The organism is Geodermatophilus poikilotrophus, from assembly GCF_900111455.1.
Classification (GTDB): domain Bacteria; phylum Actinomycetota; class Actinomycetes; order Mycobacteriales; family Geodermatophilaceae; genus Geodermatophilus; species Geodermatophilus poikilotrophus.
Genome location: NZ_FOIE01000002.1, coordinates 527,663 through 547,225 on the forward strand (window position 1 = coordinate 527,663; position 19,563 = coordinate 547,225).

Here is a 19,563-nt window from a genome sequence, read left to right on the forward strand (position 1 = left end):
AGCAGCACACCCTCCGCCGGCACCACCCCGGACAGCACGGTCCCGTCCGCCAGCAGCACACCCTCCGCCGGGACCACCCCGGACAGCACGGTCCCCGACACGTCGGCGCTCCCCCGCTAGCCCCGGAGACCGAGGCGTCGCAGGGCCGGCCGGTGCGCCGCGGTGGAGCGGAGCCCGGCCACCCCCTCGCCGGTGAGCTGGTGCAGCGCCGCGGTTCGGCCGGCCGGGGTGCTGAGCAACGCGGGGGCGGGTCCGGACCTCGGGGCCCTGCAGCACCCCCAGCAGCCGCGTTGCGCCCGGCCCGGACCGCGTCGACGACGTCCCTCTGCTCAGCCACGGTGGTCCCCTCGGCCCGTGCTCAGCCGGGCAGTGGGCCGGGGAGAGCCGCCGGCTCTACGGCCGGGCGGTGCAGCCGAGTCGGCGTAGCGTCGGTCACATGAGCGAGCCGAGCCCCGACTTCTACGACCTGGAGGAGCTCCTCGAGCCGGAGGAGGTCGAGATCCGCGACAGGGTGCGCGCCTTCTGCGAGAAGGAGGTCACCCCGCGCATCAACGAGTACTGGGAGCGTGCCGAGTTCCCCTTCGAGCTGGTGCCCAAGCTCGCCGAGCTGGGGATCGCCGGCGGCACCATCGAGGGCTACGGCTGCCCGGGGATGAGCAACGTGTCGGCCGGTCTGGTCGCCGCGGAGCTGGCCCGCGCCGACGGCAGCGTGGGCACCTTCAACGGCGTGCACAGCTTCCTGGCGATGCAGTCCATCGCGATGCTGGGCGACGAGGAGCAGCGGGAGCGCTTCCTGCCGGCGATGGCCAGGCTGGAGAAGGTCGGCGCCTTCGGTCTCACCGAGCCCGCGCACGGCTCGGACGCCGTCGGCCTGGAGACCTCCGTGCGCCGCGACGGCGACTCCTACGTGCTCAACGGCCAGAAGAAGTGGATCGGCAACGGCACCATCGCCGACCACGTGCTCATCTGGGCCCGCGGGGAGGACGGCGCCGTCGGCGGCTACGTCGTCGACAAGGGCACGCCGGGCTACGAGGCCCGGGTGATGACCGGCAAGACGGCGCTGCGTGCGGTGTGGCAGGCCGAGATCACGCTCTCCGACGTCCGGGTGCCGGCGGAGAACCGGCTGGCCAACTGCCACTCCTTCAAGGACGTCTCCCAGGTCCTCGACCGCACCCGGTACACCGTCGCCTGGCGGGCGCTCGGGCTGGCCACCGCCTCCTACGAGCTGGCGCTCGCGCACGCGCTGCGCCGGGAGCAGTTCGGCCAGCCGATCGCCGGCTACCAGCTGGTCCAGGACAAGCTGGCGCGGATGCTCGCCGAGATCACGGCGATGCAGCTGATGTGCTGGCGGCTGTCCAAGCTCGCCGACGCCGGCCGGATGACCGCCGCGATGGCCTCGCTGGCCAAGATGAACCACGCCGCCAAGGCCCGGGCCATCGTCGCCGACGCCCGCGACATCCTCGGCGGCGACGGCATCCTCATCGACCACCACGTGGCCCGCCACCACGCCGACATGGAGGCCGTCTTCACGTTCGAGGGCACCGATTCGGTGCAGGCGCTGATCGTGGGCCGGGAGATCACCGGGCTGTCGGCGATCAGCGGGCGGCGGCCCGAGCGCCGCTGACGGGTCGGGCGGGTGGCGCGGCCGCTCAGCCGGCCCGGCTGAGCGGCCGGGCCGCCGACGTCAGCTCACGGCACTCCGGGCACGCGGTCCGGCCGACGCCGACCCGCCGCCAGTCCTGCGACCCCCACACCTGCACGATCGCCCCGCAGACGGCGAGCTCCACCTCGCCGTCCAGCTCGCTCGGCGGCCGGTGCGCCTCGACGGCGTGCCACGGTCTGCTCTGCTCGGTCGGCCTCCCCGGGGACCAGCGGTCCGGGCGGGCGAACCCCACTGCATAGGACTGCACGATCAGGTTGTGCCCTGCCTCACACCGGCGAAAACAACACGAACAGGTCACGACTGGCGGCATGGGCGGGTGTGTGCTTCACCCGGTCGGGGAACCCTGCGGGCGTCCCCCGACCGACAGGAGCCAGCCGTGACCCAGACCGACAGCCAGCGTGACGTGGTCGACCTGCTCAGCGCCGACCACCGGGAGTTCGACCGCATCTTCACCGAGCTCGAGGGCCTGTTCGGGCAGACCGGCCCGGACGTCCTGCGGCGCAAGCGGGAGCTGGTCGACGAGGTGACCATCGGCCTCGTCAAGCACTCCGTGGCCGAGGAGACCCGGGTCTACCCGCGTGTCGAGGAGCAGGTGGACCGCGAGGAGGCCGAGCACTCCAAGCACGAGCACGCCGAGGCCGAGGAGACCATGAAGCGGCTCGAGCGCATGGAGCCCGACGACCTGCAGTTCGACACCGAGGTGGCGACGCTCATCCGGGAGATCCGGCACCACGTCGAGCACGAGGAGAGCCGGATGTTCACCGAGCTGCGGGCGTCGTTCTCCCGCGAGCAGCTGGTGGAGATGGCCCAGGACGTCGAGCGGGTCAAGGCGATGGCGCCGACCCGCCCGCACCCGTTGACGCCGAACGAGGGCGCCGTCCGCGCGGTCGCCGGGCCGGTCGCCAGCCTCATCGACCACCTCCGGGACGCGGTCAGCGGCAGGGGCAAGCAGCAGGGCTGACCACGGGCAGCACATCGGCCGACCTCCGCGCTCCCGCGCGCTACCGTCGTGGGTGCCGCGAACGGGAGGAGCACGCCGGTGGAACCTGTCACCCTGCTGGTCGGTGCGGCGCTGCTCGCGGCCGGTTTCCTCGGCGGGCGGCTGAGCCGCCGACGGCCCGCCCCCCCGCCGGCGCCCCCGGCGCCGCTGTGCGGGTGCGGCCACACGCTGAGCCAGCACGACACCGAGACCAACACCTGCTACGCCGAGCTGCGGCGCGACGTGCACGACAAGCGGGGCCGCTGGACGGGGCACCAGTGGGTGCCGTGCACCTGCCGGCAGTACGTCGGCCCGCGTCCGATCGACGAGGTGTTCATGCCGCGGCTGCTGCCGCCGGCCACCGACTAGAGCGGGCCCGGCGAGAGCCTCCCCGCCCGACCGGGCGGGGAGGCTCTCGTCCGTCAGGCCGGCCGGAAGGCCACGTGCGGGTGGTCCGTGCGGTTGGCCGTCGGGGATCCACGGTCCCCCATCGCCCGCCACGAGCCGGCGGGGACGAGGTGAATGCGCGCTGTTGCGCCCTCGGGTGACCGACGCGCCGGCACCCGCCCACCGCGGGGCGGAGGCGCTGCCCGTCCGCTGGGCCAGCGCCGGTGCACACGGGGACGGCCGTACGACGGTGCGCCCAGCGGGCAGTCGCACCGACACGCCGCGGCCCGACTGCCCTGCTGCCGGTGAGGGGTCGACCGCACGCGGCACCACCGCTTTGCCGAGACGGGACTGTTCCGTATAGGCTGACCGCGGGTTCAGACGCCGGCCCTCCGCTCGACCCGCAGCACGGCCGCCGGCCCCCACGCCTCGTGCTCGCCCCCCGAGGTGATCGCTTGTCCCTCCCGCCGCCCTCCCCGGTCGGTGAGCTCCTCCGCCCGCCCCTCCTCGCCGAGGTCGACGTCGCCGGCGGTCACCTGCGGCTGATCGGCCGGCTGGACTCCCGCACGGCCCGGATCCTGCACTCCGCGGTGTCCGGCCTGCTGCTCACCGAGCAGCGGCGCTGGATGCTCGACGTCACCGCGCTCACCGTGACCGACCACACCGGCCTGCGGGCGATCGGCGCGGCTTACCGCCGCCTCCTGCGGCACGACCGGCGGATGACGCTGAGCGGCGCCTCCCCCGACCTGCAGCAGGTGCTGACCCGGCTGCGCCTGGGCCCGCACCTCCTGGACGACGACCACGCCGAGCCCGTGCCCGCCTGACCCCCTCAGGCGCTCGACCCCGCGGTGGCGTGGGTGCGGGCCCCACCGCGTGCAGGGTCGGCGACCACGGCCGGGTCGCGGCGGACGTGCTCCACAGACAGGTGCAGCTCGGTGAGGCCGCAGCGCCGAGCCCACCCGGCCATCCGGCGGGGGTCCTGCCACGGTTGGAGGATCACCGCGCCGCCGACGGTGCCGTGCCCGGCGAGGGTCCGGGCACTGACCGTGTCGAAGGAGGACGTGACGACCCGGTCGGCCCCCGGCCGCGGTGGCCCGCACGTCGACCTCCACCCCGTCGGCGCCGGCCTCGAGGGCGGCGACCACGGCCGGGAGGGTGTTCTCGGTGAGCAGGGGGCCGGTGGGTGCCGCGATGGCCGATGACGCGCACGGCGCGGACGCTGGCCGTTCCCCGCGACCGGCGGACGACGGCCGCCTGCCGTGTCGGTGACGCACCCGTGGAACCTCCGAGGGGTCAGTCCAGGGCCTCGACGGCCGCCAGCACCTCGTCGTCGGTCGGGTTGCGCAGCACTCCGCCGCGCCGCCACACCACGACGGGCAGGTCGTCCTCGGTGACCCCCAGCTCGGTGAGCACCGCGGCGCCGTCACCGCCGGCGTCCAGGTCGACGAAGCCGGCCGACAGCCGGCGGCTGCGCGCCAGCTCCTGCAGGCGCCGGCTGTCCGGCGAGCCGCCCCGGCCGACGATGCGCAGGTCGGCCGCGAGCTCGAGCAGCATCGAGCGGCGCAGCAGGAAGGCCCGCAGCACCAGCTCCTTGAGCGCCGGGTCGGCGGTGAAGACGGCCCGCAGCTGCTCGCGCTCGACACGCAGCACCTCGGCCGGCTGCAGCACCAGCGCGGTCAGCGACACCGGCTGGCCGCTGAACAGGTCGAGCTCCCCGAGGAAGCGGTGCCGCCCGTGCACCGAGATGACCCGCTGGCCGGTCCGGCCGTGGTCCTCCACGACCGCGACGGTCCCGGAGACGACGACGTGGAAGGCGTACCCGGCGTCGCCCTCGCGGAAGAGGGTGTCCCCCGGCGCGCAGCGCAGCCGGGTGGCGGAGCGCTCGACCAGGGCGACCTGCTCGTCGGTCAGCCGCGGGAAGGCGCCGTCCCGGTCGGGGGTCTCGGGCAGGTCGGCCGGCACGTCCGCGGGGACGTCGTCCGCCTCCGGGCGGGGCTCACCGCGCCGTTGTCCGAGCGCCGGCAGCACCAGCCCGGTCAGGCCGTCGTCGCCGGACGGCGGCAGCCCGTCCTCCGCTCCGTCGGCGAGCAGCGCCGCGGCGAGGCTGTCGGCGTCGAACGGGCCGGTGTGCCGCCGGCCGTTGACGAAGAAGGTCGGGGTCCCGGTGACGCCGCTGACCTCGGCCGACTCGACGTCCTCCTCGACCCGGCGGGCGAACCGGCTCGACCCCAGGTCCCGGGCGAAGCGGGACACGTCGAGCCCGGCTGCCGCGGCGTGCTCCAGCAGGTCGGTCGGCATCAGCCGGTCCTGACCGGCGAACAGCCGGTCGTGCATCTCCCAGAACCGGCCCTGCGCGTCGGCCGCCTCGGCGGCCTCGGCGGCCAGCCGCGCGTGCGGGTGGACGTCGACCAGCGGCACGTGCCGGAAGACGTAGCGCAGCCGGTCCCCGAACCGCTCGCGCAGCTCCTCGACCGTCCCAGTGGCCCGGCCGCAGAACGGGCACTCGAAGTCGCCGTACTCGACGAGGGTCAGCGGCGCGTCGGCCGGCCCCCGGACGTGGTCGCGGTCGACGTCGACCGGCGGGTCGAGCAGCACCGGGCGCCCCCCGGCGCCGGGTGGACGACGACGGTCGGCCAGCCGGAACAGCGCCCAGCCCAGCAGCGCCGCTAGCACCGACGCGACCAGGACGCCGACCCGCGCCTGGTCGGCCCGTGCCTCGTCGTCGAAGGCCAGGTCGACGATGAACAGCGAGATGGTGAACCCGATCCCCGACAGCGCCGCGCCGCCGCCGAGCTGCAGCCAGGTCAGTCCCGGGGCCAGCTCGCCGAGGCGCAGCCGGACCGCGAGGCCGGTGCCGAGCAGGATGCCGAGGAGCTTGCCGAGCACCAGGCCGGCGACGACCCCGAGGGTGACCGGCGAGGTGGCCGCAGCGCGCAGCGTCTCGCCGGTGAGCGGGACGCCGGCGTTGGCGAGGGCGAACACCGGGACGATCACGAAGCTGGTCCACGGCTGCCAGAGCTGCTGCAGCCGCTCGCTGGCCGACACCGACCGGTCGATCGACAGCCGCGCGGCACGGGCGAACTCTGGGTTGGGCGACTGCTGGTAGGCCCGGGTCAGCCGGGCGGCGTCCGCCACCTCGTCCCGGCGGGCCGGATAGGCCGGGGTGAACAGCGCGATCACCACCCCGGCGAGGGTGGGGTGGACGCCGGAGAGGTACATCGCCACCCACACCGCGAGGCCCAGGACCAGGTAGGCCGGTCCGCGCCACACGTTGAGGTAGCGCAGGCCGATCATGAACGCCAGCCCCAGCACCGCCAGCACCAGCGGGCCCACGGCGAGGTCCTCGGTGTAGAAGAGCGCGATCACGGTCAGCGCCCCGACGTCGTCGGCGATGGCCAGGGTGAGCAGGAACAGCCGCAGCTGCGCCGGGCAGGCCGGCCCGACGAGCGCGAGCACGCCGAGCAGGAACGCGGTGTCGGTGGAGATCACCACGCCCCACGCCGAGGCCGCCTCGTCGCCGAGGGTGAACGCGACGTAGACCAGCGCCGGCACCGCCAGGCCGGTGACGGCGGCCAGCGCGGGCACCGCGGCCCGCCGCCGGTCGGTGAGCTCGCCCATCACCAGCTCGCGCTTAATCTCCAGCCCGACGACGAAGAAGAAGAACACCATCAGGCCGTCGTTGACCCAGTGCTGCAGGTCCAGGGCGAGCTCGGCGCCGGCGAAGCGGACGGCGAACTCGGTGTGCCAGAAGGTCTCGTAGCTGCCGCCCCACGGCGAGTTGACCCACAGCAGCGCGATGACGGTGGCGGCGAGCAGCAGCCCGGCACCCCCGGCCTCGGTGCGCAGCCGCTGCCGCAGCGGGGCCACCCGGGCGAGCAGACCCCACCCGCCCGGCGTGGACTGCCGGCTGACGCTGGTGCTCATCGCGTCCCCTCCCCCATCGCGGCCGGGTGCACCTGCGGCCCGGTGACGCCGCAGTGCAGACACTCCTCGATCGGCAGCCGCCGCTGCGGCTCCCGCGTCCCCAGCGGCCGGCGCACCAGCGCCGCGGCGACGAGCGCGCCGGCGAGCAGCAGGCCGGCGCAGGCGAGCATCGCCGTGCGGAAGCCGGCGCCGAACGCGGCCGGGTCGCCGACCCCGACCCCGCCGAGCCCCACCGCGGCCGGCACGACCGCGACGGCCAGCAGGCCGGCGGCGCGGGCCACGGCGTTGTTCACCCCGGAGGCGACGCCGGCCAGCCGGTCGGGCGCGGAGTCCAGGACCGTCGCGGTCAGCGGCGCGACCAGCAGCGTGAGCCCCACGCCGAACACCGCCGTCGCGGGGAGCACGTCGGTGAGGTAGCCGGCGTCCGGGCCGATCCGCGCCATCAGCAGCACCCCCGCGGCGGCGACCAGCGGGCCACCGGTCAGCAGCGGCCGGGGGCCGACCCGCTGGGCCAGCGCGCCGACGCGCGCGGAGAACAGCAGCATCAGCGCGGTCACCGGGAGCACGGCGGTGCCGGCCGGCAGCGGGGCGAACCCGGCGACCACCTGCAGGTGCAGCACCAGCAGCACGAAGACCACCCCGAGTGGGGCGTAGACGAGCAGCGTGACGGCGTTCGCGGCGGTGAACTGCCGGGAGGCGAACAGCGCCGGGGGCACCAGCGGCGCCGGGGAGCGCCGCTGGACGACGGTGAAGGCGGCCAGCGCGACCAGCCCCGCGGCGACCCAGCCCCAGACGCCGGGGCCGCGCCCGGGCTCGCCCGCCGCGGTGAGGCCGTACGTGAGTGCACCCAGGCCGGCGACGACGAGCGCCGTCCCCCGCCAGTCCAGTGAGCGCGCCGCCTCCGGGTCGCGCGACTCCGGCACGTGACGCACCGCCACGGCCACGACGACCGCGGCCAGCGGGAGGTTGAGCAGGAAGACCAGGCGCCACTCGACGCCGACCAGCCAGCCCCCGACGAACGGCCCGACCGCACCGGCCACCCCGCCCAGCCCGGACCAGGCGCCGACGGCCGCGGCCCGGTCGGCGCCGGAGAAGGACGCCGAGATCAGCGCCAGGCTGCCCGGGGTCAGCAGGGCGCCCCCGACGCCCTGCAGCGCCCGCGCGGCGACCAGCGTCCCCACGTCGGGCGCCAGGCCGCACAGCAGGGACGCCGCCGCGAACCAGACCGTGCCGACGACGAACACCCGCCGCCGGCCGAAGCGGTCGCCGAGCGAACCGCCCATCAGGATCAGCGAGGCGAGGGTGAGCGTGTAGGCGTTGACGGTCCACTGCAGGCCGGTGAAGCCGGCGTCGAACTCCGTGCCGATCCGCTCCAGCGCCACGTTGACGACGGTGGCGTCCAGCATCGCCAGGCTCGACCCGAGCACGGTCGCCAGCAGCACCCAGCGGCCCTGCGGGGTCCCCATCCGCAGGCCGCCGTCCGGCAGGACCGGTCCCCGGGCCACCGGCTCAGCCGTACCGGGCGACGAAGTTGGCGAGGACCCGGCTGGGCTCGGTGACCACCGCCTGGCTGACCCGGGCGATGAGGTCCTCCATCTCCGCGGGCGGGAAGTAGCCGGCGTGCTGGTAGACCCGGACCCGGGTGACGACGCCGGCGACGTCGAGCTCGGGGTGGAACTGGGTGGCGTAGACGTTGCGCCCGACCCGGAACATCTGCACGGGGCAGCCGGCCGACGTCGCCAGCAGCGCCGCCGAGGGTGGCAGCACCCGGCAGGCCTCCTTGTGACCGACCAGCGCGTCGAACACCTCCGGCATGCCCGCGAGGAGCGGGTCGGCCCGGCCGGCGTCGGTCAGCGACACCGGCACGCAGGAGACCGGCTCGCCGTGGGTGCGGTCGACCACCCCGCCCTGGTGCACGCCGAGGGTGCCGATGCCGTAGCAGGCGCCGAGGAAGGGCAGGTCCCGGGCGACGACCTCGTCCAGCAGGGCCGACAGCTCCGCCTCGACCCGCCGCTGGACGGCGGACTTGCCCTCGGCCGGGTCGCTGGAGTTGAACGGCCCCCCGCCGAGGAGCACCCCGGCGTAGTCGTCGAGGTCCAGCCGCGGCAGCGGCCCGGCCTCCAGCCGGATGCGCCGCAGCCCGGACTCGTCGAGACCGGTGGCGCGGAGGAAGGCGGCGTACTCGTCGTCCGCGGCCTCGTCCTCGGGCCGCGAGGCCAGCAGGAGGAAGGGCCGCACGGGCGCCGATGCTAGGCGTGTCCGACCGACCCGTGCCGACGAGCGCGCCGCCCGGGCGGTCCGGGCCCCGCCGTGCCGCCGCCCACCGCTGCGGAAGTGCTTCCGCGGGCCGGGGCTCCCGTGGTCGACTGCGCGAACCGCCTCGGCGGCGGTGGAACCGGCACCTGGAGGCAGCGATGTCCCTGGAGCAGGACGTGGCGGCGGCCCGCCGGGCCGTCGACGCGCTGGAGAACGCGTGCACCCCGCTCGCCCGGCACTTCGGGGACACCGTGGACGCGCGCCGGCTCAGGATCGACGTCGCCCGGCTGCGCGACGACCTCGCCCTGCTGTGCGGCGGGGCGCGCACGGCCCTCGACGTCCCGAGCCCGTCGGCCGTCGTGTGGGACGACGGCTACGACCCGGGACCCGGCGGGTCGAGCCGCACCTTCCGGTGACGACGACCGCGCCGCGCGGGACCGGGGCGGCCTCCCCGCGACGCGGCGGCGGAGGGCCGGCCTCGGGGCGTGCGGCCATCGCGGCCCGGACGCTGCGGACGGACCGGTGGTGGGTGCAGCCGCTGGTCACCGTCGTCGTCCTGCTGCTGTTCATCGCGTACTCGACGTTCCGGGCGTTCCAGAACGCGCACTACTACGCCTCGCCCTACATCTCGCCGTTCTACTCGCCGTGCATCACGACGCGGTGCGAGGGCGACAGCTTCCCCGAGTTCTTCACCGGCCCGGCCTGGATCTCCCCGGCCATCTACATCCTCGTGCTGCCGCTGGGCATCCGGCTGACCTGCTACTACTACCGCAAGGCCTACTACCGGTCGTTCTGGCTGGCCCCGCCGGCGTGCGCGGTCGCCGAGCCGCACCGCCGCTACACCGGTGAGACCCGGTTCCCCCTCGTCGGGCAGAACGTCCACCGGTACTTCCTGTACGCCGCCCTGCTGTTCAACGTGATCCTCTTCTACGAGGCCTTCCGCGGGTTCCGCGACGAGACCGGCGAGTGGGGCCACATGGGTCTGGGCACGGTGATCCTGCTGGTCAACGCGGTGATGCTGTTCCTGTACTCGATCTCCTGCCACTCCTGCCGCCACATCGTCGGCGGCCGGTTGAACACCTTCTCGAAGCACCCCCTGCGCTACAAGGCGTGGACGGCGGTGTCGAAGCTGAACGCCCGGCACATGCAGTACGCCTGGATCTCGCTGTTCACCGTCGCGTTCGCCGACTTCTACGTCTTCCTGCTCGCCACCGGCACGATCAGCGACCTGAGGTTCTTCTGATGGACTTCGAGAGGCACAGCTACGACGTCGTCGTCGTCGGAGCCGGCGGCGCGGGCCTGCGGGCCGCGATCGCCGCGCACGAGGCCGGGGCGCGCACGGCCGTCGTCTGCAAGTCCCTGCTCGGCAAGGCGCACACCGTCATGGCCGAGGGCGGCATCGCCGCGGCGATGGGCAACGCCTACCCCGAGGACGACTGGCGGGTGCACTTCCGGGACACCATGCGCGGCGGGAAGATGCTCAACCACTGGCGGATGGCCCAGCTCCACGCTCAGGAGGCGCCCGACCGCGTGCGCGAGCTCGAGGACTGGGGCGCGCTGTTCGACCGCACCCCCGACGGGCTGATCAGCCAGCGCGACTTCGGCGGCCACCGCTACGCCCGGCTGGCCCACGTCGGCGACCGCACGGGGCTGGAGCTGATCCGCACCCTGCAGCAGCGCACGGTCGCCCTCGGGGTGGACGTCTACATGGAGTGCACGGTCACCCGGCTGCTCACCGACGCCGAGGGCATCACCGGCGCGTTCGGCTACTGGCGCGAGTCGGGGCGGTTCGTCGCGTGGGAGGCGCCGTCGGTCGTGCTGGCCACCGGTGGGATCGGCAAGGCCTACAAGGTCACCTCGAACTCGTGGGAGTACACCGGCGACGGGCACTCCCTGGCGCTCCAGGCCGGCGCCGGCCTGGTGAACATGGAGTTCGTCCAGTTCCACCCCACCGGGATGGTGTGGCCCCCGTCGGTGCGCGGGATCCTCGTGACCGAGAGCGTCCGGGGCGACGGCGGCGTCCTGCGGAACTCGGCCGGCAACCGGTTCATGTTCGACTACATCCCCGACTTCTTCCGCAAGGAGACGGCGGAGACCGAGGACGAGGCCGACCGCTGGTACGACGACAAGAAGAACAACCGGCGCCCGCCCGAGCTGCTGCCCCGTGACGAGGTCGCCCGGGCGATCAACAGCGAGGTCAAGGCCGGGCGCGGCTCCCCGCACGGCGGGGTGTTCCTCGACATCGCCAGCCGGCGCCCCGCCGATTACGTCCGCCGGCGGCTGCCGTCGATGTACCACCAGTTCAAGGAACTGGCCGACGTCGACATCACGGCCGAGCCCATGGAGGTCGGCCCCACCTGCCACTACGTGATGGGCGGTGTCCAGGTCGACCCGGACACCGCCGAGGCGTCGGTCGCCGGGCTGTTCGCGGCGGGCGAGGTCGCCGGCGGCATGCACGGGTCCAACCGGCTGGGCGGCAACTCGTTGTCGGACCTGCTGGTCTTCGGCCGGCGCGCCGGTGCCGCCGCCGCCGAGCACGCGGGGAAACGGGCCGGCCTGGTCGCCCTCCGCGAGGAGGCGCTGGCCGAGGCGGCGCGTGCGGCCCTCGAGCCGTTCGAGCGGGAGGGGGGCGAGAACCCCTACGCGGTGCAGTCCGAACTGCAGCAGACGATGCACGACCTCGTCGGGATCATCCGCACCGCCCCGGAGATGGAACGCGCGCTGGAGCGGATCGCCGCGCTGCGGGAACGCGTGGCGGCGCTGTCCGTGGAGGGGCACCGGCAGTACAACCCCGGCTGGCACCTGGCGCTCGACCTCCCGCACCTCCTGGCGGTCAGCGAGTGCATCGCCCGGGCCGCGCTCGCCCGCCAGGAGAGCCGTGGCGGGCACACCCGCGACGACTTCCCCGCCACCGACCAGGCGTGGGGGCGCCTCAACCTGGTCTGCACCCGGACGCCGGACGGCGGGGTCACCGTGGCCCGGCAGCCGCTGCCGGAGATGCCACCGGAGCTGGCCGAGGTCTTCGAGGAGCAGCCGTGACCGAGCCGGGGGAACCGAGCACCCGCGCGGTCGACGAGGGTCCGGGAGGGAGCCGCGGCGGCTACGACGCCACCTTCCGCGTCTGGCGCGGCGACGCCTCCGGCGGGGAGTTGCAGACCTTCACCGTCCCGGTGAACGAGGGCGAGGTCGTCCTCGACGTCATCCACCGCCTGCAGGCCACCCAGGCCGGCGACCTGGCCGTCCGGTGGAACTGCAAGGCCGGCAAGTGCGGGTCCTGCAGCGCGGAGGTCAACGGGCGGCCGCGCCTGATGTGCCTGACCCGGATGAACACGTTCGCCGAGGACGAGACGGTGACGGTCACCCCGCTGCGGACCTTCCCGGTCATCCGCGACCTGGTCACCGACGTCTCGTACAACTACGAGAAGGCCGCCCAGGTCCCGGCGTTCACCCCCCGCCCCCGGGACCCCGACGGCAACCACCGGATGCAGCAGGTGGACGTCGACCGGCCGCAGGAGTTCCGGAAGTGCATCGAGTGCTGGCTGTGCCAGGACACCTGCCACGTCATCCGGGACCACGAGGAGAACAAGGCCGTCTTCGCCGGGCCGCGCTTCCTCATCCGGCTCGCGGAGCTCGACATGCACCCGCTCGACGTCGTCGACCGGCGGGACGCCGCTCAGCGGGAGTTCGGCCTCGGCTACTGCAACATCACCAAGTGCTGCTCCGAGGTGTGCCCCGAGGGAATCCACCTCACCGACAACGGGATCATCCCGCTCAAGGAGCGGGTCGTGGACCGCAGGTACGACCCGCTCACCTGGCTCGGGTCGAAGATCCGGCGGCGCCGTCAGGACTGAGGGAGGACCCCGTCCTCACCGTGGAAGGACCCGTCCTCCCCACCCGTCGCGAGCTCAGGGCGGGGCCCGGGACGAGGCCTCGCGGCGAGCCTCTGGACGCGGCCAGCCCGGGGGAGGGGCTGCTGGGGGCCTGTCCTACGGATCACGCGCGCCGCCACCCATGTCCCTGGAGGCGGCTGCAGGGCCTGGCGGGACGAAGGGCTCTGGGGGCGGCCGAGGCTCGGCTGCCAGGGTCCTCCGAGGGGCTGCGAGGTCGCGTCGCGCAGGAGGAGTTGTGACCACTCCCGCCGAACGGGTCGAACAGGTCGAACGGGCACGGCAGCGGTGGAACGCCGGGGACCTGCCCGGCTACCTCGAGCTGTACGCCGAGGACCTGCAGTTCCACGGTGTGGAGCCGAATCCGATGGACAAGACGTCCGTGGCTGGCTTCTACCAGCAGTTCTGGTCGGCCATGGGGGCACCGGGGCGCCCCGACCCGCAGCTGGACTTCTACGAGCATCTCGTCGACGGCGACCTGTACAGCTGCCGGTTCGCCGTGTCGGGTCAGCACCGCGGCGACTTCATGGGCGTGCCCGCCACGGGCCGGCTCTACGTCTTCCAGGGCATCACGATCATGCGGTTTCGTGGCGACCAGGTGGTCGAGCGTTGGACGACCGCAGATTTCCTGGGTCTGATGGTGCAGCTGGGCGCCGTCCCGGCTCCAGCCTGAGACGCGGCTCCTGCCCCGCTTCCGGTACAGGGATACGGGGAACGACCGCCCGCCGCGGAGGTGGCTCACCTGGCTCCTACCGCCACCTCGGCTGACCCCCAGTGGGCCGCCATGGGACCGAGAGCGGCTCGGGGACGGCCTCGGCAGCACACCTGGGTGAGGTCCTGTGGCCGATGGGTGGAGGGGCTGACGGGCTGGCGGCGCTGCACGCTCCGATCACCGAGCATCTGGCCGAGGACGCCGGGCCGTCGCAGGTGGTCGTCGGCATCGAGACCGACCGCCGGCTGTGGGTACCGGCGCTGATCGCCGCCGGCTACACCCTCACCCGCTACGACGAGCACGACACCGTCTTCGGCGGCGTACTCGTCCTCGATCGTGATCTGGCTACGGGATCAGGAGACGAGCCCTGGCCCGAACGGCGCGTGCCGACCTGGTCCGCGATGTGCCGGTGCGACAGGCAGGCAGTGCACTACCGCGCGGCTGGGATGGCGCCGAGCTGTTGCAGGAGTCCGAGCGCATCGGTCCTCCAGGTGCACTCGACCACCCGATCCCCGGACACGCGGTAGATCGTGATCCCGCTCCAGGTTATGCGCTTGCCGGTCGGGGCGATGCCCAGGAACTCGCCCTGGTGGGTGGCTTCGAAGCTCCACAGCTTGGCGACCTTCTCGCCCTCAGCGATCAGGTCGTCGATGGTGACGTGCAGATCCGGGAAGGCGGCCCGGGCCGCGGCTGCCCAGCGCTTGTAGCTGGCGAAGTCGGTCACCTCGGGGTTGTTGGGATCGCGGTTGACGTACGTAGAGGGGTCCAGGTGTTCGTCGAGGGCGTCCAGATCTGCCTTGTTCCAGTCGTCGACGACCTGGCGGACGAGGGCCGTGGCGGATTCGGTGCTCATCTGCGCCCTCCCTGAGCCGGTTGTTCCCGACTCCCCGCCAGGCGCCGACGGCGGGGACTCGACCGACGAGCCTATTCGTCCCGAACGACGCATGTCGACCGCAGGGAGCGGGCCCGCTCGCGGACCGTGCCGCCTCGACGGACTGACCCAGCAAGAGCTCTGTCGAGCCACGCGCGAGCGGTGTCCCCAGGTGGGCCGCTCAGCGGCACCGGCAGCAGTCACGGGTGCTCATGATCCGAAGGACGGGCCCCAGGCCGTGTTGATCGAGTCTGATTCGATCCAGATCAAGGTGGCGGCGAGGCTGACGGCGGCCCGGTAGCTGCGGAGGAGCTTGTCGGAGCGCATCGCGATTTCGCGCCACTGCTTGAGCCGGTTGAAGCAGCGCTCGACGACATTGCGGCCCTTGTAGCGTTCCTGCTGCTGGTCGCCGAAGTCGATCGGCCTGCCCGGCTCTTTGCGGCGGTGCGCCTTCTGGTCGTCCCGCTCAGGGATCGTCGCCGCGATGCCTCGTGCGCGAAGCCAGGCTCGGTTCGCGCGGAAACGAAAGCTCTCGATGAACACGGCCCAACGTGAGTGCGCGGCCGGGACTTGACGTCGCACTTGCATTTTGCAAGTGTGACCGCATGAGCCTCTTCATCACCTGCCCGGTCGAGAGCGTCGAGCGCGCGACCGCCTTCTACACCGCCCTCGGCTGGACCCTCAACGCCGAGATGTCCGATCACAACGTGTCGTGCTTCGCGATCGCGCCCGAGCAGTACGTCATGCTCGGCAGCCGCGAGATGTACGCGAGCGTCGGCGGCGTCGAGGAGCTGGTCGGCGGACCCCACACGCCCTCGAAGGTCACGGTCTCGTTCGACCTCGGCAGCCGCGAGGCGGTCGACGAGCTCACCGAGCGCGCCGGCGCCGCCGGCGGGCGGATCGGTGACACCGACGACTACCCCTTCATGTACCAGCGCCAGTTCGACGACCCCGACGGTTACCACTACTCGCCGTTCTGGATGAAGCCGGACGCCGATCCGACCGCGTGAGCGACCTCGCCGCGGCCCTCGACATCGTCGGAGCACGGTGGGCCCTGCTGGTCGTGGAGCGGCTGCTCGACGGGCCGCAGCGCTACGGCGATCTGCAGCGCGACCTCGGAGTGCCGACGAACATGCTCGCGACCCGCCTGCGCGAGCTCGAAGCGGCCGGCGTACTGACCCGTCTGCCGCTCCGGCACAACACCCGGGCCTACGCGCTGACCGATCGCGGGCTTGCCTTGCGCGAGGCGATCGTCGCGCTCGGACGCTGGGGCGCCGAGCAGGCCTAGGTGTGGCAACGGGATCGCGACGCGCTCCGACGAACTCTTCCGCAGCTACTGCGCCGCCCCTCTGCCTCGCCGCCACCCTGATCTGGATCAATCAGACTCGATCAACACGGCCTAGTCGTCCTGCTGGGCGGCGGCCCGGCGCTCGGCTCCCGTCTCCTCCGCGTAGCCGACGTCCTGACCGGCCACCCGCCCGACGAACCCAGCGGACTCGCCGGTGCCCGTGGTGCTCGACGCGTCGGGCTCGTCGCTCCCGCCCCCGCCGGTCGCCCGGGTCAGCGCCTGCGCGTCGTCGCGGTCGACGTCGTCCTCACCGGGCCGGGGATCAGGCTCCACGGTGTCCTCCCTCCAACGGTGCGTCGGTCCGTACCCGGCCGGTGGCCCGCGCACGCGACCCGGACCGACCCGCCCGCGCGTCCCGTGGCGCCCGTCCCGGCACATCCGCACCGGGCGTCACAGGCGAACTGGCCCGTTGGCGGGTTGTGCCAGCGCCGCCTCCCCAGTTCGTGGGATCTGCTGCACAACCTCGGCTCCGGATCAGCCGATGGTGGCGGCATGGCACGCCGCCTCTCCCTCGCGAGGACCCAGCCCCGGCGCCGGGTCGTTCCGGCAGCCGCGCCCGCCCCCTGGTGGCGGGACGCGGTCGTCTACCAGGTGTACCTGCGCTCCTTCGCCGACAGCGACGGCGACGGCATCGGTGACCTGCGCGGGCTGCGGCAGCGGCTGCCGTACCTCTCCTGGCTCGGCGTCGACGCGGTGTGGATCAACCCGCACTACCCCTCGGGCGGCGCGGACGGCGGCTACGACGTCGTCGACTACCGGGCGGTCGACCCCGACTACGGCGACGTGTCCGACCTCGAGGCGCTGGTGGACGACGCCCGCCGGCTCGGCCTGAAGGTCGTGCTGGACGTCGTCCCCAACCACACCTCGGACCAGCACCCCTGGTTCCGGGCGGCGCTGGCCGACCCGGACTCCCCCGAGGCCTCGCGGTACCACTTCGCGCCGGCGTCGGAGGAGCCGCCGAACAACTGGCAGTCGCTGTTCGGCGGGCCGGCCTGGTCGCGCACCCCGGACGGGCGCTGGTACCTGCACCTGTTCGCCCCGGAGCAGCCCGACCTCAACTGGCGCGACCCCGTCGTGGCCGAGGACTTCGAGCGGACCCTGCGCTTCTGGCTGGACCGCGGCGTCAGCGGCTTCCGCGTCGACGTCGCCTACGGGCTCTACAAGGACGCCGGCCTGCGGGACAACCCGGGCGCCTACGCCCCCACGCTGTTCGGCCACGGCCCCGAGCAGGCGATGACCTGGAACCAGCCCGAGGTGCACGACGTGTGGCGCCGCTGGCGGTCGATCTGCGACGAGTACCCCGACACGATGCTGGTCGGCGAGGTCTGCCTGGCCGACCTCGAGCAGGTCGCGCTGTACTCCCGGCCCGACGAGCTGCACCAGTCGCTGTCGTTCCGGCTGCTGAAGTCGCCATGGGCGGTCGCGCCGTTCGCCGAGGCGATCGCCGGCGCGCTGGACGCCTACGGCCGGGTGGGCGCGCCGGTGTCGTGGGTGCTGGGCAACCACGACAAGGAGCGGCAGGTCACCCGCTTCGGCGGCGGCGAGGTCGGCGCCGCCCGGGCCCGCGCCGCGGCGCTGCTGACCCTGGCGCTGCCCGGCTCGGCCTACCTGTACGCGGGCGACGAGCTGGGCCTGCCGCAGGCGCAGGTGCCCGACGAGGCCAAGCAGGACCCGATCTTCCACCGCAGCGGCGGCGCCCGCGCCGGCCGCGACGGCTGCCGCGTGCCGATGCCGTGGAACCCCACCGAGGGCGTCGGCTTCTCCCCCGAGGGTGCGGCCGAGCCGTGGCTGCCCATCCCCGCCGACTGGGGCCGCTACGCGGTCTCGGTGCAGACCGGGCAGGGCGGCTCGACGCTGACCCTGCACCGCCGTGCGCTGGCGCTGCGCAAGGCGCACCCGGCCTTCTCCTCCGGCTCGGCGACGGTGACCACCCGCGGCGACGTGCTGACCATCCGCTCGGTCGGCGGCGGTGAGGCGGTGCGCTGCGTGGTCAACATGGGCAGCGAGACGGTGCTCGCCGGCTGCCCCGGCCAGGTGCTGATCGCCTCGACCGCAGCCGTCCGCCGCTCCGGCGGCACCGTGGCGCTCCCGCCGGACAGCGCCGTCTGGGTGCTCGAGGACTGAGGAACGGCCCCCGTCCTCCCCACCCTTCGCACGCTCGAGGTGGGCCCTGGACAGGGGCCGTTCCAGCACGTCACCGGGCGGGCGGGAGCGGCCCACGGCCGCTCCCTCCGGCCCGGTCGTCCGACGTCCCGGCGGACGGCTCAGGCCGCCAGCCGGTCGACCGCCCCCGCGCTGATCACCAGGCCGGCCGTGGTGAGCGCGCTCAGCAGCCGGTCGGCCCGCTCGCGGAGCAGTCCGGCGGTCGCCGCGTCGAGGGACGCCGACCCGTCGTCGAAGCACTGCGCGAGCAGCGCCAGGACCTCGGGCGGGGGCCCGGCAGCGGGCCGCCCGGGGGCGGGGATGCGGGTGACCATCCCGCAGGGGCAGGACCCGCCGGCCTTCGGGGCCGGGTGGTTGCCTCCGGAGCACTGACCAGGTTCGAACATCGCCGAACTCAACTCCTCGCTCAGCTTGGCCCCTACGCCGTCCGTGGTGGGCCGCAGCACGAGAGTCCCGCCAGTCACTCCCGTCACACGGCGCGCCACACCTGTGCGTGTCCAGATCGTGACGCGGGACACAGCTCGGCCGGAGTCGCCCCGGGTCTGGAGGCACGGTCGCCGTCCCGCGGGACAGCGCCGCATGGGTGCTCGAGGACTAGTCGGGCGCCACCTCGGGTGCCGCGACCCGCTTCACGTGGCCCAACCCCACCGGGCGCTGGCCGGCCAGCTCCAGCGCCTCGACCGCGCCGACGTCGTCCAGCCCGTCCCGTCCGGTGAGGTCGAAGAGCTCGACCTGCTCCTCGATCCACCGCTGGTGGCCGTTCCAGGCGGTGAGGGCCGTGGTGCCGAGCACGCCCCCGATCTGCTCCCACGACGCGCCGGCGCGGCGCGCGGCGTGGATGCCCCGGTGCTGCGCGTCGTAGGCCCGCCGGGCGACGCCGACGCCGAGGTGCAGCAGCTCCAGGGACTCCTCGAGGTCCAGCGGTTCGACCTGCCCGCGCAGGTGGTCGGTCCAGGAGTACGAGGGCCCGGCATCCGGACGCTGCACCGCCGCCGCACTGTCCCGCCGGCTCAGGAAGTCCAGCCGGGTCACGGCCGTGACGATCGGGATCTCGGCTCCGAGGAGTGCGTGCCAGCCCGTCATGGCGACCGAGGATCGACGACCCGGGCGCCGGGACCCCGCGCGGACCCGCGTGTCACCCGCGGCGGTGCGGACACGCGGCTCGGCATCACCCTGCCGACCGGGGTGGTCACGGAGCAGAGGCAGCGGCGTCCCGGACCGGGCCCCGGCACCTCGTGTCCGGTGACGGGGGGACGACGTCGCCGCGACAGCCGTGCAGCGCCGTCCGGGTGCCCGAGGCCCGAGGCGCCGGCGGAGGTGACGCGGCGTTGACGGCGGTCGGTGACCGTGTCCCCCTGGGTTCGCACCACCCG

21 protein-coding genes and 1 pseudogene are annotated in these 19,563 nt (G+C 73.9%); 12 read left to right on the forward strand and 10 right to left on the reverse strand.

The features are described from left to right. The first annotated feature begins 436 nt into the window (after nucleotides 1-436). The gene (locus BMW27_RS06910; RefSeq protein WP_091441050.1) at nucleotides 437-1,624 is read left to right on the forward strand and encodes an acyl-CoA dehydrogenase family protein; all 1,188 of its coding nucleotides are present in this window, start codon (nucleotides 437-439) and stop codon (nucleotides 1,622-1,624) included. Nucleotides 1,625-1,649: 25 nt separating this feature from the next. On the opposite strand, the gene BMW27_RS06915 is transcribed toward BMW27_RS06910, so the two are convergent. Continuing rightward, entirely contained in the window at nucleotides 1,650-1,910 is a 261-nt protein-coding gene (locus BMW27_RS06915) for a hypothetical protein (RefSeq protein ID WP_091441527.1), read from the reverse strand. A 129-nt stretch (nucleotides 1,911-2,039) separates the two neighbouring features. Here BMW27_RS06915 and BMW27_RS06920 point away from each other — a divergent pair, with 129 nt between their 5' ends. From BMW27_RS06920 to BMW27_RS23270, 3 genes are all read left to right on the forward strand, one after another. Next, entirely contained in the window at nucleotides 2,040-2,624 is a 585-nt protein-coding gene (locus tag BMW27_RS06920; RefSeq protein WP_175486396.1) for a hemerythrin domain-containing protein, read from the forward strand. A gap of 78 nt (nucleotides 2,625-2,702) precedes the next feature. After that, nucleotides 2,703-3,011: a hypothetical protein gene (locus BMW27_RS06925; protein ID WP_091441057.1), complete on the forward strand. Its 309-nt coding sequence runs from the start codon at nucleotides 2,703-2,705 to the stop codon at nucleotides 3,009-3,011. 473 nt (nucleotides 3,012-3,484) lie between these two features. Next, nucleotides 3,485-3,853 (forward strand): STAS domain-containing protein, encoded by a 369-nt coding sequence (locus tag BMW27_RS23270; protein ID WP_175486397.1) that lies wholly within the window; start codon nucleotides 3,485-3,487, stop codon nucleotides 3,851-3,853. Nucleotides 3,854-4,126: 273 nt separating this feature from the next. On the opposite strand, the pseudogene BMW27_RS24550 reads toward BMW27_RS23270, so the two are convergent. From BMW27_RS24550 to BMW27_RS06950, 4 genes and pseudogenes are all read right to left on the reverse strand, one after another. Further along, nucleotides 4,127-4,303, reverse strand: a pseudogene (locus tag BMW27_RS24550) (glycerophosphodiester phosphodiesterase family protein); the annotation flags it as partial. Nucleotides 4,304-4,322: 19 nt separating this feature from the next. After that, on the reverse strand, nucleotides 4,323-6,953 hold the full coding sequence (gene nhaA, locus BMW27_RS06940; RefSeq protein ID WP_091441067.1) for a Na+/H+ antiporter NhaA: 2,631 nt from the start codon (nucleotides 6,951-6,953) through the stop codon (nucleotides 4,323-4,325). Then, nucleotides 6,950-8,458: an MFS transporter gene (locus tag BMW27_RS06945; RefSeq protein WP_217638056.1), complete on the reverse strand. Its 1,509-nt coding sequence runs from the start codon at nucleotides 8,456-8,458 to the stop codon at nucleotides 6,950-6,952. Before BMW27_RS06945 ends, nhaA begins: the two co-directional genes overlap by 4 nt. A gap of 4 nt (nucleotides 8,459-8,462) precedes the next feature. Continuing rightward, a complete protein-coding gene (locus BMW27_RS06950; protein WP_091441071.1) occupies nucleotides 8,463-9,191 on the reverse strand; it encodes a glutamine amidotransferase in 729 nt (242 codons plus the stop codon). Nucleotides 9,192-9,367: 176 nt separating this feature from the next. Here BMW27_RS06950 and BMW27_RS06955 point away from each other — a divergent pair, with 176 nt between their 5' ends. From BMW27_RS06955 to BMW27_RS06975, 5 genes are all read left to right on the forward strand, one after another. Further along, the gene (locus BMW27_RS06955) at nucleotides 9,368-9,625 is read left to right on the forward strand and encodes a hypothetical protein (RefSeq protein WP_091441074.1); all 258 of its coding nucleotides are present in this window, start codon (nucleotides 9,368-9,370) and stop codon (nucleotides 9,623-9,625) included. 113 nt (nucleotides 9,626-9,738) lie between these two features. Next, entirely contained in the window at nucleotides 9,739-10,452 is a 714-nt protein-coding gene (locus BMW27_RS06960; RefSeq protein WP_245743344.1) for a hypothetical protein, read from the forward strand. Continuing rightward, the gene (locus BMW27_RS06965; protein WP_175486398.1) at nucleotides 10,452-12,248 is read left to right on the forward strand and encodes a fumarate reductase/succinate dehydrogenase flavoprotein subunit; all 1,797 of its coding nucleotides are present in this window, start codon (nucleotides 10,452-10,454) and stop codon (nucleotides 12,246-12,248) included. Before BMW27_RS06960 ends, BMW27_RS06965 begins: the two co-directional genes overlap by 1 nt. After that, the gene (locus tag BMW27_RS06970; protein ID WP_091441081.1) at nucleotides 12,245-13,060 is read left to right on the forward strand and encodes a succinate dehydrogenase/fumarate reductase iron-sulfur subunit; all 816 of its coding nucleotides are present in this window, start codon (nucleotides 12,245-12,247) and stop codon (nucleotides 13,058-13,060) included. The genes BMW27_RS06965 and BMW27_RS06970 overlap by 4 nt, the downstream gene beginning before the upstream one ends. 274 nt (nucleotides 13,061-13,334) lie before the next feature. Further along, the gene (locus tag BMW27_RS06975) at nucleotides 13,335-13,769 is read left to right on the forward strand and encodes an ester cyclase (RefSeq protein WP_175486399.1); all 435 of its coding nucleotides are present in this window, start codon (nucleotides 13,335-13,337) and stop codon (nucleotides 13,767-13,769) included. Nucleotides 13,770-14,238: 469 nt separating this feature from the next. Here BMW27_RS06975 and BMW27_RS06980 read toward each other — a convergent pair whose 3' ends face one another. Continuing rightward, the gene (locus tag BMW27_RS06980; RefSeq protein WP_175486400.1) at nucleotides 14,239-14,661 is read right to left on the reverse strand and encodes an ester cyclase; all 423 of its coding nucleotides are present in this window, start codon (nucleotides 14,659-14,661) and stop codon (nucleotides 14,239-14,241) included. 228 nt (nucleotides 14,662-14,889) lie between these two features. Next, nucleotides 14,890-15,267 (reverse strand): transposase, encoded by a 378-nt coding sequence (locus BMW27_RS06985; RefSeq protein ID WP_091441090.1) that lies wholly within the window; start codon nucleotides 15,265-15,267, stop codon nucleotides 14,890-14,892. Nucleotides 15,268-15,284: 17 nt separating this feature from the next. Between BMW27_RS06985 and BMW27_RS06990 the strand changes: the two genes are divergently transcribed. Further along, nucleotides 15,285-15,689 (forward strand): VOC family protein, encoded by a 405-nt coding sequence (locus BMW27_RS06990; RefSeq protein ID WP_091441093.1) that lies wholly within the window; start codon nucleotides 15,285-15,287, stop codon nucleotides 15,687-15,689. Beyond that, entirely contained in the window at nucleotides 15,686-15,967 is a 282-nt protein-coding gene (locus tag BMW27_RS06995; protein ID WP_091441096.1) for a winged helix-turn-helix transcriptional regulator, read from the forward strand. The genes BMW27_RS06990 and BMW27_RS06995 overlap by 4 nt, the downstream gene beginning before the upstream one ends. Before the next feature lie 111 nt (nucleotides 15,968-16,078). On the opposite strand, the gene BMW27_RS07000 is transcribed toward BMW27_RS06995, so the two are convergent. Further along, entirely contained in the window at nucleotides 16,079-16,300 is a 222-nt protein-coding gene (locus BMW27_RS07000) for a hypothetical protein (RefSeq protein WP_091441098.1), read from the reverse strand. Nucleotides 16,301-16,519: 219 nt separating this feature from the next. Between BMW27_RS07000 and BMW27_RS07005 the strand changes: the two genes are divergently transcribed. Further along, on the forward strand, nucleotides 16,520-18,151 hold the full coding sequence (locus BMW27_RS07005) for a glycoside hydrolase family 13 protein (protein WP_091441101.1): 1,632 nt from the start codon (nucleotides 16,520-16,522) through the stop codon (nucleotides 18,149-18,151). A 140-nt stretch (nucleotides 18,152-18,291) separates the two neighbouring features. On the opposite strand, the gene BMW27_RS07010 is transcribed toward BMW27_RS07005, so the two are convergent. Further along, nucleotides 18,292-18,576, reverse strand: a complete 285-nt coding sequence (locus BMW27_RS07010; RefSeq protein WP_091441104.1) for a hypothetical protein — start codon at nucleotides 18,574-18,576, stop codon at nucleotides 18,292-18,294. Between the two features lie 208 nt (nucleotides 18,577-18,784). Then, nucleotides 18,785-19,273 (reverse strand): hypothetical protein, encoded by a 489-nt coding sequence (locus tag BMW27_RS07015; protein WP_091441108.1) that lies wholly within the window; start codon nucleotides 19,271-19,273, stop codon nucleotides 18,785-18,787. Between the last annotated feature and the right edge of the window lie 290 nt (nucleotides 19,274-19,563).